9 protein-coding genes are annotated in these 14,339 nt (G+C 68.6%); 8 read left to right on the top strand and 1 reads right to left on the bottom strand.

Features of this window, described 5'->3' with window-relative positions; genetic code table 11:
* The first annotated feature begins 193 nt into the window (after nt 1–193).
* From GL263_RS09920 to GL263_RS09885, 8 genes are all read left to right on the top strand, one after another.
* Entirely contained in the window at nt 194–499 is a 306-nt protein-coding gene (locus tag GL263_RS09920; RefSeq protein ID WP_323379328.1) for a type II toxin-antitoxin system VapC family toxin, read from the top strand.
* Between the two features lie 131 nt (nt 500–630).
* The gene (gene rplK, locus GL263_RS09915) at nt 631–1,065 is read left to right on the top strand and encodes a 50S ribosomal protein L11 (RefSeq protein WP_182855236.1); all 435 of its coding nucleotides are present in this window, start codon (nt 631–633) and stop codon (nt 1,063–1,065) included.
* Nucleotides 1,066–1,193: 128 nt separating this feature from the next.
* Nucleotides 1,194–1,910 carry a 50S ribosomal protein L1 gene (gene rplA, locus GL263_RS09910; RefSeq protein ID WP_182855235.1) on the top strand — a complete coding sequence of 239 codons (717 nt, stop codon included), beginning with the start codon at nt 1,194–1,196 and terminating at the stop codon, nt 1,908–1,910.
* Between the two features lie 189 nt (nt 1,911–2,099).
* Complete coding sequence (locus tag GL263_RS09905; RefSeq protein ID WP_182855234.1) at nt 2,100–3,029, top strand: SCO4651 family lipoprotein; 930 nt, start codon at nt 2,100–2,102, stop codon at nt 3,027–3,029.
* Between the two features lie 422 nt (nt 3,030–3,451).
* Nucleotides 3,452–4,006: a 50S ribosomal protein L10 gene (gene rplJ / locus GL263_RS09900; protein WP_143647091.1), complete on the top strand. Its 555-nt coding sequence runs from the start codon at nt 3,452–3,454 to the stop codon at nt 4,004–4,006.
* Between the two features lie 105 nt (nt 4,007–4,111).
* On the top strand, nt 4,112–4,501 hold the full coding sequence (gene rplL / locus GL263_RS09895; protein ID WP_182855233.1) for a 50S ribosomal protein L7/L12: 390 nt from the start codon (nt 4,112–4,114) through the stop codon (nt 4,499–4,501).
* A gap of 735 nt (nt 4,502–5,236) precedes the next feature.
* Nucleotides 5,237–8,719, top strand: coding sequence for a DNA-directed RNA polymerase subunit beta (rpoB, locus tag GL263_RS09890; protein ID WP_182855232.1), 3,483 nt, complete (start codon nt 5,237–5,239; stop codon nt 8,717–8,719).
* 96 nt (nt 8,720–8,815) lie between these two features.
* Nucleotides 8,816–12,715 carry a DNA-directed RNA polymerase subunit beta' gene (locus tag GL263_RS09885; RefSeq protein ID WP_182855231.1) on the top strand — a complete coding sequence of 1,300 codons (3,900 nt, stop codon included), beginning with the start codon at nt 8,816–8,818 and terminating at the stop codon, nt 12,713–12,715.
* Between the two features lie 123 nt (nt 12,716–12,838).
* Here the strand turns inward: GL263_RS09885 and GL263_RS09880 are convergent, their stop codons facing one another.
* Entirely contained in the window at nt 12,839–14,182 is a 1,344-nt protein-coding gene (locus tag GL263_RS09880) for a M48 family metalloprotease (protein ID WP_182855230.1), read from the bottom strand.
* Nucleotides 14,183–14,339: the final 157 nt, after the last annotated feature.

Raw genomic sequence — 14,339 nt, 5'->3', positions numbered from 1 at the left:
GCGCCGGGCCGAGCGACCTGGCGAAGAACGCCGATCGATACCTGGCGAGCGGCTTCGGCGAGTAGGCTCGCCTCGTGATCGTCGTGGATACCGGCCCTCTGGCCGCTCTCGTCAACAAAGCCGATGACGCCCATGCCGCGTGCCTGGAGTGGTACCGCGACGTCGATCCGCGGTCACTGGTGATACCGGCCCCGTGCTCGCCGAGGTGTGTTTCCTGATCGGCAAGTTCGTCGGTCCCGAGACGGAGGCCGACTTCCTGGAGGATCTTGCCGCCGGCTCGTACGGCAGCGTTGTGGGCCTCGGGATCGCCGATCTTCGACGGATGTCGGAACTCGTACGGCAGTACGCCGACTTCCCGCTGGGAGGCTGCGACGCCTCCGTTGTGGCGGTGGCCGAGCGATACGGTCTGAAGCAGATCGCCACGCTGGACAGGCGGCACTTCACAGCGATCCGGCCCCGCCACGTTGTCGCGTTCGAGCTGCTGCCGAACAAGCTCTGACCTGCTGGTTTTCTGTCGTGGGGTGGGAGGGGCTATCGTTGTGCGGTATGCCTGTATCCGGGTGAACCCCTTCGGGGGCGGCGGATCGCAGAGCAGACAACCCACACTCTCACTCAAGACCCGGAGAGAGCATGCCTCCCAAGAAGAAGAAGGTCACGGGGCTGATCAAGCTCCAGATCCAGGCCGGCGCCGCCAACCCGGCTCCGCCGGTCGGCCCCGCGCTGGGTCAGCACGGCGTCAACATCATGGAGTTCTGCAAGGCCTACAACGCGGCGACCGAGTCGCAGCGTGGCTGGGTGATCCCGGTGGAGATCACGGTCTACGAGGACCGTTCCTTCACCTTCATCACCAAGACGCCGCCGGCCGCGAAGATGATCCTCAAGGCCGCTGGCGTGGAGAAGGGCTCCGGCGAGCCGCACGTCACCAAGGTCGCGAAGATCACCCGCGAGCAGGTGCGTGAGATCGCCACCACGAAGATGCCCGACCTCAACGCGAACGACCTGGACGCCGCCGAGAAGATCATCGCCGGCACCGCGCGTTCCATGGGCGTCACCGTCGAGGGCTGATCCCAGCACCTCTCGGGTCCCTCGGGCCTGGATCGACCACCGTGGCAGGGCCAAGCGCTGGTCCGCACCACGAACTCCGCACCCACCGGGCGGTACGACCGCCGGGTGATCATCCGTCAGGAGCAGCAGTGAAGCGCAGCAAGAACTTCCGCAGCGCGGACGCCAAGATCGACCGCACGCGGCTCTACGCGCCGCTTGAGGCCGTGCGTCTCGCCAAGGAGACCTCCTCGAGCAAGTTCGACTCGACCGTCGAGGTCGCCATGCGTCTGGGTGTCGACCCGCGCAAGGCCGACCAGATGGTCCGCGGCACCGTGAACCTTCCGCACGGCACCGGTAAGACCGCCCGGGTCCTGGTCTTCGCGACCGGTGACCGTGCCGCGGCCGCGGAGGCCGCCGGCGCCGACATCGTCGGCGCGGACGAACTGATCGACGAGGTCGCCAAGGGCCGTCTGGACTTCGACGCCGTCGTCGCCACCCCGGACCTGATGGGCAAGGTCGGCCGCCTGGGCCGCGTGCTCGGTCCGCGTGGTCTGATGCCGAACCCGAAGACCGGCACGGTCACCCCCGACGTGGCCAAGGCCGTCACCGAGATCAAGGGTGGCAAGATCGAGTTCCGCGTCGACAAGCACGCCAACCTGCACTTCATCATCGGCAAGTCGTCGTTCGACGAGAAGCAGCTGGTGGAGAACTACGGCGCGGCGCTCGAGGAGATCCTGCGGCTGAAGCCGTCGGCGGCCAAGGGCCGGTACATCAAGAAGGCCACCATCACCACCACGATGGGCCCCGGTGTCCCGGTCGACGCCAACCGCACCCGCAACCTCCTCGTCGCGGACGAGACCGTCTGAGTCTCCCGCTGACGTCCCGTCCGTCGGCCCCGTCTCCTTCTGTGGAGGCGGGGCCGACGGCGTTCCCCCGGCGTGAGGGACCCGATGTGGGCCGCGACGGACTGCGTGTCGGACCTCTGCGGTACTTTGGGCGAAGGTTCGACATGACACATGGCCGGCCGCTCGTCGGCGGGCCGGGGGGGATCGGTAATGAGGCTCACTCGTACGGCGGCGTTCGGCGCCGCGGGTCTGGCCACGGCGCTGCTGCTGACGGCGTGCGGAGGCGACGACAAGGCGGCGGACAAGCCGGCGGAGAAGTCGGGCGACAAGGCCGCGGCGTCCGGCGCGTCGGGCGAGGTCGCCCAGGTGATGCAGGCCGTCGCGAAGAAGACGACCGACGCCGGTTCGGCGAAGGTCTCGATGACGATGAAGATGCCGGGCGCCATGGGCGGCTCGATGGAGATGTCCGGCGTGATGGGCTGGGGCCCGCTGGCCATGGACCTCACGATGAAGCCGGACGAGCAGTCCCGCGCCGCCGACCCGGACATGCCGGAGACGAGCCGGATGCTGTGGGTCGACAACGCGCTCTACATCAAGCTCGACGAGTCCGCCGCGGACGACATGGACGGCAAGAGCTGGATGAAGCTCGACATGAACGCCGCGCTGGAGGGCGCCGACGCCTCGCAGCGGCAGTCCGCGTCCAACGGCCTGGACAACATGAACAACCAGGACCCGGCCAAGCAGGTGGCCCTGCTGCTCTCCTCGCCGAACGTCAAGTACGTGGGCGAGGAGAAGGTCGACGGCGTCACGGCGCAGCGCTACAAGGGCACGCTGACGGTCGACGAGGCCATGGAGGCGAACGACTCCCTGGAGTTCCTGGACAAGACCGAGCGCGAGCAGCTCGTCGAGAACATGAAGCAGTCCGGCATCAAGGACTACAAGATCGACGTGTGGGTCAACAAGGACGACCTGCCGGTCCGTATCGACACCAGGACGAACACCCCGCAGGGGCCGGTGGAGGTCAGCCAGCGGCTGAGCGACTACGGCACGACGGTCGGCGTGAAGGCGCCGCCGGCGGACGAGGTGTTCGACTTCCTGGAGATGATGAAGGAGCTGGAGGAGGCGGGCGCCGGCGCCTGAGCCGGCCCGCGGCCGACGTGCCCCGCCGGGCACCCGGCGGGCACCCGAGGTGACCCCGCCGGGTGCCCGCCGAGTGTGAGAGGCGGCTCGGCGGGGAATACCTCACTGATTTGCTTCTTGTGCCCGGCGGGCTCTAGTCTGTCGGGGTAGCCGAAGACCGCTGGTCGTCGCTGCGTGCCCTCGGGCGCGGAGTGGCCGAAGGCTCCGCATCCCGCGGACGGCCCGTGCAGGTGAACGAGGAGAACAGCTCCCTCCGGAGGAATCCGGTCGGTCGAGCCCACGCCCCGTGCGCCTGCGCCGGGGCGTTTGTCGTGTGCGGTGTCGACCGTGGCGTCCTCACGCGCCCGCTCCGGGCGGTCCGGCTCGCGCAGGACCGATCGAGAGGTCGGTTTGAGACCATCACCCGGAAGGAGGCCAGGCCCATGGCGACGCCCGACAAGGTCGCAGCTGTGGCGGAGATGACGGACAAGTTCCGCAACTCCAACGCCACTGTGGTCACCGCGTACACCGGGCTTTCCGTGGCTCAGCTCAAGCAGCTGCGCCGCTCGCTCGGTGGTAACGCTCAGTACCGTGTGGTGAAGAACACGCTGACCAAGATCGCGGCCAACGAGGCCGGGGTCACCGCGCTCGACGAGTTCCTGACGGGCTCGACGGCTGTCGCCTTTGTCACCGGTGATCCGGTCGAGGCGGCGAAGGGTCTTCGTGACTTCGCCAAGGAGAACCCCGCTCTCGTCATCAAGGGCGGTGTCCTTGACGGCAAGGCGCTGTCCGCCGACGAAGTGAAGAAGCTCGCGGACCTCGAGTCCCGCGAGGTGCTGCTCGCCAAGCTGGCCGGTGGCATGAAGGCGTCCATGGCCAAGGCCGCGGCGACCTTCCAGGCCCCGCTCACGAAGTTCGTCCGTACCGCGGACGCGCTTCGCGACAAGGTCGAGCAGGGCGGTGCCGGTACGCCGGCTCCCGCCGAGGCTGCCGAGTAGTCGACCGGGTCTCCGACTCGGCCGAGGAACCTCGCAGTCCAGCGGGCCCGTACGCCCGCCGAAATGTACATCCGGCACCAGCCGATCAGTGAAAGGACCGCCACCATGGCGAAGCTCAGCCAGGACGAGCTGCTCGCGCAGTTCGAGGAGATGACCCTCATCGAGCTCTCCGAGTTCGTGAAGAAGTTCGAGGAGAAGTTCGACGTCGAGGCCGCCGCCCCGGCCGCCGTCGTCGCCGCCGCCCCGGGTCAGGGTGGCGGTGCCGCCGCCGCCGAGGAGGAGCAGGACGAGTTCGACGTCGTCCTCACCGGTGCCGGCGACAAGAAGATCCAGGTCATCAAGGTCGTGCGCGAGCTGACCTCCCTCGGCCTGAAGGAGGCCAAGGACCTGGTGGACAACACCCCGAAGCCGGTCCTGGAGAAGGTCAACAAGGAGGCCGCGGCGAAGGCCAAGGAGTCCCTCGAGGGCGCCGGCGCTTCCGTCGAGGTCAAGTGACCCGCATCCTGACTCACAGGGGTCCCGGGCGGTTGTTCTCGAACGCCGCCTGACCCTCGTCGTCCGCCTCGCGCGGACGGTGGAGTACCGAAGGGCGATCACCCGTTGGGGTGGTCGCCCTTCGGCGTGCTCCGGTGTTCGTGTGACGTTTTGCCTGACCCTCGGGGTCCGGGGGTAGGGTGATCTTCGACGGTTTCCGGCCGGTGGTTCGGTGACGAGCGAGACGACTCCGCCGGAGTGGGCCCCTTGACGAAAGGGGCGTGGCACGCGATTCTCAGACCGCTGCACGGTGACGGTCGCGCGGCGGCCCGAGGGCGCGGCGGTGGCGGTCGGCGGTGCGAAGGCGGTCGGCGACACGGCCGTTGAGCAGGGAAGCTCGCAATGATCCGCGGTCCGATGCATGGATCGGGGACGATGTGGGAAGTCTTGCGGCAGACACCATCGGATGTCGCGGGGTGAGCCGGGCCGGCCGGCGCTCCCGGAGGCGATCCGAGGGTGCCTGGGAAGCGTCCGACGGGCCCTGGCGGGCCTCGGCGGGCGAGGTCGAACAACGAGGGAGAGGATCCCTCCCGGAGGGAGAGAGAGGCTCTGCGCCGATCTCCGGATATCCGCTCTGGACATCAGTGTGCCTTGTGGCTACACTGACCCTTTGCGCTGCCTATTAGCTGCTCCCTGTCCGTCACCAGGGGCACCGGTATGCGCGTAGTGAGTCCGAGCCCTCGGAAGGACCCCCTCTTGGCCGCCTCGCGCAACGCCTCGACCGTCAATTCGAACAACGGCGCCAGCACCGCCCCATTGCGTATCTCTTTTGCGAAGATCCGGGAGCCCCTCGAGGTTCCCAACCTTCTCGCGCTCCAGACCGAGAGCTTCGACTGGCTCCTCGGCAACGACGCCTGGAAGGGCCGCGTCGAGGCCGCGCTGGAGCGCGGTGAGGACGTCCCCACCAAGTCCGGTCTGGAGGAGATCTTCGAAGAGATCTCCCCGATCGAGGACTTCTCGGGGTCGATGTCCCTGACCTTCCGGGACCACCGCTTCGAGCCGCCGAAGAACTCGATCGACGAGTGCAAGGAGCGTGACTTCACTTACGCCGCCCCGCTCTTCGTCACCGCCGAGTTCACCAACAACGAGACCGGTGAGATCAAGTCCCAGACGGTCTTCATGGGCGACTTCCCGCTCATGACCAACAAGGGCACCTTCGTGATCAACGGCACCGAGCGTGTCGTGGTCTCGCAGCTCGTCCGCTCTCCCGGCGTCTACTTCGACAGCTCCGTGGACAAGACGTCCGACAAGGACATCTTCTCCGCCAAGGTCATCCCCTCGCGTGGTGCCTGGCTGGAGCTGGAGATCGACAAGCGCGACATGGTCGGTGTCCGCATCGACCGCAAGCGCAAGCAGTCGGTCACGGTCCTGCTGAAGGCCCTGGGCTGGACGACCGACCAGATCCTGGAGGAGTTCGGCGAGTACGAGTCGATGCGCGCCACCCTGGAGAAGGACCACACCCAGGGCCAGGACGACGCGCTCCTCGACATCTACCGGAAGCTGCGTCCGGGCGAGCCGCCGACCAAGGAGGCCGCGCAGACGCTTCTGGAGAACCTCTACTTCAACCCGAAGCGCTACGACCTGGCGAAGGTCGGCCGGTACAAGATCAACAAGAAGCTCGGCGGCGACGAGCCGCTGGACTCCGGTGTGCTCACCAACGCCGACGTCATCGCCACGATCAAGTACCTGGTGAAGCTGCACGCCGGTGAGACCGAGGCGGTCAGCGCCGAGGGTGACACGATCGTCGTCGAGACCGACGACATCGACCACTTCGGCAACCGCCGCCTGCGCAACGTCGGCGAGCTGATCCAGAACCAGGTCCGCACGGGTCTGGCGCGTATGGAGCGGGTCGTCCGCGAGCGGATGACCACGCAGGACGTCGAGGCGATCACGCCGCAGACGCTGATCAACATCCGGCCGGTCGTCGCCTCCATCAAGGAGTTCTTCGGCACCAGCCAGCTGTCCCAGTTCATGGACCAGACCAACCCGATCTCGGGTCTGACCCACAAGCGCCGCCTGTCGGCGCTGGGTCCGGGCGGTCTCTCCCGTGAGCGGGCCGGCTTCGAGGTCCGTGACGTCCACCCGTCGCACTACGGCCGCATGTGCCCGATCGAGACGCCGGAAGGCCCGAACATCGGTCTGATCGGCTCGCTCGCCTCCTACGGCCGGGTCAACGCCTTCGGGTTTGTCGAGACCCCGTACCGCAAGGTCGTCGAGGGTGTCGTCACCGACAAGGTCGACTACCTCACCGCCGACGAGGAGGACCGCTTCGTCATCGCGCAGGCCAACGCGCCGCTCGCCGACGACATGCGGTTCGCCGAGGACCGCGTCCTGGTCCGCCGCCGTGGCGGCGAGGTCGACTACATCCCGGGCGACGACGTCGACTACATGGACGTCTCGCCGCGCCAGATGGTGTCGGTCGCGACGGCCATGATCCCCTTCCTCGAGCACGACGACGCCAACCGCGCGCTCATGGGATCGAACATGATGCGCCAGGCCGTGCCGCTGATCAAGGCGGAGTCCCCGCTGGTCGGCACCGGTATGGAGTACCGCGCGGCGGTCGACGCCGGCGACGTCATCAGGGCCGAGAAGGACGGTGTGGTCCAGGAGGTCTCCGCGGACTACATCACCGTCGCCAACGACGACGGCACGTACACGACCTACCGCGTCTCCAAGTTCCACCGCTCCAACCAGGGCACCTCCTTCAACCAGAAGGTGATCGTGGACGAGGGCGCCCGGGTCGTGGAGGGCCAGGTCCTGGCCGACGGCCCGTCCACGGAGGACGGCGAGCTGGCGGTCGGCAAGAACCTGCTCGTCGCGTTCATGCCGTGGGAGGGCTACAACTACGAGGACGCGATCATCCTCTCCCAGCGTCTGGTGCAGGACGACGTCCTCTCCTCGATCCACATCGAGGAGCACGAGGTCGACGCCCGTGACACCAAGCTGGGCCCGGAGGAGATCACCCGGGACATCCCGAACGTCTCCGAGGAGGTCCTGGCCGACCTCGACGAGCGCGGCATCATCCGCATCGGCGCCGAGGTCGAGGCCGGGGACATCCTGGTCGGCAAGGTCACCCCGAAGGGTGAGACGGAGCTGACCCCCGAGGAGCGCCTGCTGCGCGCGATCTTCGGTGAGAAGGCCCGTGAGGTCCGTGACACCTCGCTGAAGGTGCCGCACGGCGAGACCGGCAAGGTCATCGGCGTCCGCATCTTCGACCGCGAGGAGGGCGACGAGCTGCCGCCGGGCGTGAACCAGCTGGTCCGCGTCTACGTGGCGCAGAAGCGCAAGATCACCGACGGTGACAAGCTCGCCGGCCGCCACGGCAACAAGGGTGTCATCTCCAAGATCCTCCCGGTCGAGGACATGCCCTTCCTGGAGGACGGCACCCCGGTCGACGTCATCCTCAACCCGCTCGGTGTGCCGTCCCGGATGAACCCGGGACAGGTGCTCGAGATCCACCTCGGCTGGCTGGCCTCCCAGGGCTGGAAGGTCGAGGGCGGCGAGGAGTGGATGGAGCGCCTGAAGGCCATCGGCGCCGACGAGGTCGCCCCGCGCACCAACGTCGCCACCCCGGTGTTCGACGGTGCCCGCGAGGACGAGCTGGCCGGTCTCTTCGGGCACGCCCTGCCGAACCGCGACGGCGACCGCCTGGTCCTGCCGTCCGGCAAGGCGCGGCTGCTGGACGGCCGCTCCGGCGAGCCGTTCCCGGACCCGATCTCGATCGGGTACATGTACATCCTGAAGCTGCACCACCTGGTCGACGACAAGCTGCACGCCCGCTCGACCGGCCCGTACTCGATGATCACCCAGCAGCCGCTCGGTGGTAAGGCGCAGTTCGGTGGTCAGCGCTTCGGTGAGATGGAGGTGTGGGCGCTTGAGGCATACGGTGCCGCGTACGCGCTCCAGGAGCTCCTGACGATCAAGTCCGACGACGTCACCGGCCGTGTGAAGGTCTACGAGGCGATCGTCAAGGGCGAGAACATCCCCGAGCCGGGCATCCCCGAGTCCTTCAAGGTGCTCATCAAGGAGATGCAGTCGCTCTGCCTGAACGTGGAGGTGCTGTCCTCGGACGGCATGTCCATCGAGATGCGAGACACCGACGAGGACGTCTTCCGCGCGGCGGAAGAGCTCGGTATCGACCTGTCCCGGCGCGAGCCGAGCAGCGTCGAAGAGGTCTGACGGGCTGGCCGGGGGTTCACCGACGGTGAACCCCCGGCTCCCCCGGACCCCCGTTCAGACCACTGTTTGACACGACCCTGAGAGGGATTGACGAGAGTGCTCGACGTCAACTTCTTCGACGAGCTGCGGATCGGCCTGGCCACCGCTGACGACATTCGTCAGTGGTCCCACGGCGAGGTCAAGAAGCCGGAGACCATCAACTACCGCACCCTGAAGCCGGAAAAGGACGGGCTCTTCTGCGAGAAGATCTTCGGTCCGACCCGGGACTGGGAGTGCTACTGCGGCAAGTACAAGCGCGTCCGCTTCAAGGGCATCATCTGTGAGCGCTGCGGCGTCGAGGTGACCCGCGCCAAGGTGCGCCGTGAGCGGATGGGCCACATCGAGCTGGCCGCTCCCGTGACCCACATCTGGTACTTCAAGGGCGTTCCGTCCCGGCTGGGCTACCTGCTGGACCTCGCCCCGAAGGACCTCGAGAAGGTCATCTACTTCGCCGCGTACATGATCACGTACGTGGACGAGGAGCGCCGCACGCGCGACCTGCCGTCGCTGGAGGCCCACGTCTCCGTGGAGCGTCAGCAGATCGAGCAGCGTCGCGACGCCGACCTCGAGGCGCGCGCCAAGAAGCAGGAGTCCGACCTCGCCGAGCTCGAGGCCGAGGGCGCCAAGGCCGACGTGCGCCGCAAGGTCCGCGAGGGCGCCGAGCGTGAGATGAAGCAGCTCCGCGACCGCGCGCAGCGCGAGATCGACCGCCTCGACGAGGTGTGGAACCGCTTCAAGAGCCTGAAGGTCCAGGACCTGGAGGGCGACGAGCTGCTCTACCGCGAGCTGCGCGACCGCTTCGGCACCTACTTCGACGGTTCGATGGGCGCCGCCGCGCTGCAGAAGCGCCTGGAGACCTTCGACCTCGACGAGGAGGCCGAGCGCCTCCGCGAGATCATCCGGACCGGCAAGGGCCAGAAGAAGACCCGTGCGCTCAAGCGCCTCAAGGTCGTCTCCGCCTTCCTGCAGACCCGCAACAGCCCCAAGGGCATGGTGCTGGACTGCGTCCCGGTGATCCCGCCGGACCTGCGTCCGATGGTCCAGCTCGACGGTGGCCGCTTCGCCACCTCCGACCTGAACGACCTGTACCGCCGGGTTATCAACCGGAACAACCGCCTCAAGCGTCTGCTCGACCTCGGCGCGCCCGAGATCATCGTGAACAACGAGAAGCGGATGCTCCAGGAGGCCGTCGACGCGCTGTTCGACAACGGCCGCCGCGGCCGTCCGGTCACCGGCCCGGGCAACCGCCCGCTGAAGTCCCTCAGCGACATGCTGAAGGGCAAGCAGGGCCGCTTCCGTCAGAACCTGCTCGGTAAGCGTGTCGACTACTCGGCGCGTTCCGTCATCGTCGTCGGCCCGCAGCTCAAGCTGCACCAGTGCGGTCTGCCGAAGGCCATGGCGCTGGAGCTGTTCAAGCCGTTCGTGATGAAGCGCCTGGTGGACCTCAACCACGCGCAGAACATCAAGTCCGCCAAGCGCATGGTCGAGCGCCAGCGCACGGTGGTGTACGACGTGCTCGAAGAGGTCATCTCCGAGCACCCGGTGCTGCTGAACCGTGCGCCGACGCTGCACCGCCTGGGCATCCAGGCCTTCGAGCCGCAGCTGGTCGAGGGCAAGGCCATCCAGATCCACCCGCTCGTGTGCACCGCGTTCAACGCGGACTTCGACGGTGACCAGATGGCCGTCCACCTGCCGCTGTCGGCGGAGGCGCAGGCCGAGGCCCGCATCCTGATGCTGTCCTCGAACAACATCCTCAAGCCGGCCGACGGCCGTCCGGTCACCATGCCGACGCAGGACATGGTGCTCGGTCTGTTCTTCCTCACCACCGACGAGGAGGAGCGCGAGGTCAAGGGCGCCGGTCGTGCCTTCGCCTCGACGGCCGAGGCGATCATGGCGTTCGACGCCGGCGAGCTGTCGCTCCAGGCGAAGATCGACATCGCCTTCCCGGTCGGCACCGTGCCGCCGCGTGGCTGGGAGCGCCCGGTCACCGAGGAGGGCGAGGCCGACTGGCAGCCGGGCAACGGCTTCCGTCTGCGGACGACCCTGGGCCGCGCGCTCTTCAACGAGCTGCTGCCCGAGGACTACCCGTTCATCGACTACACCATCGGCAAGAAGCAGCTCTCCGCGATCGTCAACGACCTCGCCGAGCGCTACCCGAAGGTCGCGGTCGCGGCGACGCTGGACAACCTCAAGGCGGCCGGTTTCTACTGGGCCACCCGCTCCGGCGTCACCGTCGCCTTCTCGGACATCGTCGGCCCGCCCGAGAAGCCGGCCATCCTGGCCGACTACGAGGGTCAGGCGCAGAAGATCCAGAAGCAGTACGAGCGCGGTCTGATCACCCGGGACGAGCGCAACCAGGAGATGGTCGTCGTCTGGAACAAGGCGACCAACGAGGTCACCGAGGCGATGCAGGCGCACTTCCCGCGCACCAACTCGATCTTCATGATGATCGACTCCGGTGCCCGAGGAAACATGATGCAGCTGCGTCAGATCGCCGGTATCCGCGGTCTGGTGTCGAACGCGAAGAACGAGACCATCCCGCGTCCGATCAAGGCGTCCTACCGGGACGGCCTGTCGGTGCTGGAGTACTTCATCGCCACCCACGGTGCGCGTAAGGGTCTCGCCGACACCGCGCTGCGTACCGCCGACTCGGGTTACCTGACCCGTCGTCTGGTGGACGTCTCGCAGGACGTGATCATCCGCGAGGAGGACTGCGGCACCGAGCGCGGCCTCAAGCTGGAGATCGCCTCCAAGGGCGCCGACGGCGTCCTGCGCAAGGCCGAGGACGTCGAGACCAGCGTGTACGCGCGCTGCCTCGCCGAGGAGATCGTCGTCGACGGCAAGGTGCTGGCACCGGCCGGCACCGACCTGGGCGACGTGCTGATCGACGAGCTGGTCCGCCACGGTGTCTCCACCGTCAAGACCCGCTCGGTCCTCACCTGCGAGTCCGCGGTCGGCACCTGCGCCATGTGCTACGGCCGCTCGCTGGCCACCGGCAAGCTGGTCGACATCGGTGAGGCGGTCGGCATCATCGCCGCCCAGTCCATCGGTGAGCCCGGCACCCAGCTGACGATGCGTACCTTCCACACCGGTGGTGTGGCCGGTGACGACATCACCCAGGGTCTGCCGCGTGTCGTCGAGCTCTTCGAGGCCCGTACGCCCAAGGGTGTCGCGCCGATCTCCGAGGTCGCGGGCCGCGCCCGGATCGAGGAGACGGAGAAGACCAAGAAGGTCGTCATCACGCCGGACAACGGTGCCGAGGAGATCGCCTACGGCGTCTCCAAGCGCGCCCGCCTGCTGGTGCACGAGGGCGACCACGTCGAGGTCGGCCAGCCGCTGACCGTCGGTGCGATCAACCCGCACGACGTGCTGCGCATCCTGGGTCAGCGGGCCGTCCAGGTCCACCTGGTCCAGGAAGTGCAGAAGGTCTACAACTCGCAGGGTGTGGCCATCCACGACAAGCACATCGAGATCATCATCCGGCAGATGCTGCGCCGGGTGACGATCATCGAGTCCGGCGACGCGGAGCTGCTGCCGGGCGAGCTGGTCGAGCGCTCGAAGTTCGAGGGCGAGAACCGTCGTGTGGTGCAGACCGGCGGCCACCCGGCCTCCGGCCGCCCGCAGCTGATGGGTATCACCAAGGCCTCGCTGGCCACCGAGTCGTGGCTGTCGGCGGCGTCCTTCCAGGAGACGACCAAGGTGCTCACCGACGCGGCGATCAACGCCAAGTCGGACTCCCTGATCGGCCTCAAGGAGAACGTCATCATCGGTAAGCTCATCCCGGCCGGTACGGGCCTGTCCCGCTACCGCAACATCCGGGTCGAGCCGACCGAGGAGGCCAAGGCCGCGATGTACTCGGCCGTCGGCTACGACGACATCGACTACTCGCCGTTCGGCACCGGCTCCGGCCAGGCCGTCCCGCTGGAGGACTACGACTACGGTCCGTACAACCAGTGACGGTGTGACGCGTGAACGCGGGGCGGTTCCCCTTCGGGGGAGCCGCCCCGCGGCGTTTCCCCCGAAGGGGAACCGCCCCGCGCCGGCCGAGCGTCAGCGCGGGGGCGCCTCGGCGCGGGGCCCTCAGCGCGAGGGCGCCAGGTACGGTTGGAGGTGGTGCAGCCGCTCCTCGTACTCCGGGTGGGTGGACAGCAGACTCTCCATCGGGCCCGGCTCCGGCAGCCGCATGCCGCGCGCCGCCGCCTGCTGCTGCGCCACGGCCTTGTCGTGCAGCTCCGCCGCCCGCATCCGCTGCAGCACCTCCGCGAGCATCGGCGCGAAGCCGAGCGCGGCCGCCTGCAGGTCGGCACGCAGCTCCGACCGCCGTCCCACCGCCGCCAGCAGGTACGGCACCACCAGGACAAGCAGCGGCAGCCCGTAGAAGCTGCTCACCGTCGCGTACGCCAGGAAGCCAAGCGGCACCAGAACGAAGACCACGCCCAGGCAGGCCAGGAACGACGGCAGCCTGAAGATGCCGGCGGCGATCAGCCGCAGCAGCCGCCAGGCCGCCTTCCCCGGCAGCGCGTACCAGTAGCCGAGCAGTGACGACCAGGCGTGCCCGCCGACGTGGTGGCCCAGCTCGTGCGCGAGCACGGCGGCGAGCTGCGCCGACGGCAGCCTGTTCAGCGCGAACCGGGTGACGCCGACGATGTGACCCGCGGCGGCGACCGCGTTCAGATCGTGGTCGTTGTCCTCCACCCACAGCTCGTAGTTGCGGCCCTCCACTCCGGCCCGGATGGCCACCTCCTGCCACACCGGCGCCAGCCGGGCGTGCTCCTCAGGCGTCGGCCTGCGCAGCTTCAGCAGACGGCGGGCGATCACACCCTCGGTCGGCCGGTGGAACACCAGCAGCCCGCTGAGCAGCCAGAGCACGAGCAGCACCAGGCCGAGACCGCCGAACAGCGCCGAGACCAGGCCCACCACCAGCAGGCTGCACAGGAAGTTCGGCACGTAGAGCAGCAGACCGCCGATCGCGGTGGCGTCGGTGCGGCGCTGCCGGTCGGAGACGACGGCCCGCCGCTGCTCGAACTCCACCTCGTGCGGGTGCGGCTCGGCCGGGTGGACGGCGTGGTCGGAGGCGGCCGGGTACGCGGGCGGCGCCACGTGCCCGGCCGGGTAGCCGGGCGCGGCCGGCTGGCTGGGCGCTCCGGGCAGGGCAGCCGCCCCGGCGTTCGGTACGGGCGGCAGGCCGTCCGGCCCGGCCGGCGCGGCGTGACCGGGGTGGCCGTGGCCCGGGTACAGCGGCGGGGTGTGGTGCGGGTGCGGCACGTGCCCGGAGTACGGGTCCGGTCCGGGGTGCGGGGGCGCTCCGGTCTCCGGGCCGGCCGGGTACGCGAGGGTGTGGTCCGGCGCGTGGCTCTGCGGCGGCTGGCCCTGCGGTTGCTGGCCGTGTGGCGGCTGGCCCTGCGGGGGGACGGTTCCGGGCATGCCCGGAACGTGTGGTGTGCCGGCGCCGGGCACGGGGTAGTGCGGTGCCGCGCCCTGCGGTGTACCCGGGCCGTGGCCCGGGTAGGTCGGCGGGCCGCCGACCGGCGCGGTGGGTGTGCCGTACGGCTGCGGTTGGGGCTGAGGCTGGGGCTGGGAC

Origin of the sequence: Streptomyces durbertensis (genome assembly GCF_014156695.1) — a bacterium.
Classification (GTDB): Bacteria; Actinomycetota; Actinomycetes; order Streptomycetales; family Streptomycetaceae; genus Streptomyces; species Streptomyces durbertensis.
The sequence above is the reverse complement of the archived record's forward strand: the minus strand, read 5'-3'. Positions and strand labels throughout refer to the sequence as shown.

Excerpts from the sequence above, each read along its gene's own strand:
- rplK (WP_182855236.1), top strand. The coding sequence starts at position 631 with ATGCCTCCCAAGAAGAAGAAGGTCACGGGGCTGATCAAGCTCCAGATC.
- GL263_RS09905 (WP_182855234.1), top strand. The coding sequence starts at position 2,100 with ATGAGGCTCACTCGTACGGCGGCGTTCGGCGCCGCGGGTCTGGCCACG.
- rplJ (WP_143647091.1), top strand. The coding sequence starts at position 3,452 with ATGGCGACGCCCGACAAGGTCGCAGCTGTGGCGGAGATGACGGACAAG.
- rplL (WP_182855233.1), top strand. The coding sequence starts at position 4,112 with ATGGCGAAGCTCAGCCAGGACGAGCTGCTCGCGCAGTTCGAGGAGATG.
- GL263_RS09880 (WP_182855230.1), bottom strand. The coding sequence starts at position 14,182 with ATGCCCGGAACCGTCCCCCCGCAGGGCCAGCCGCCACACGGCCAGCAA.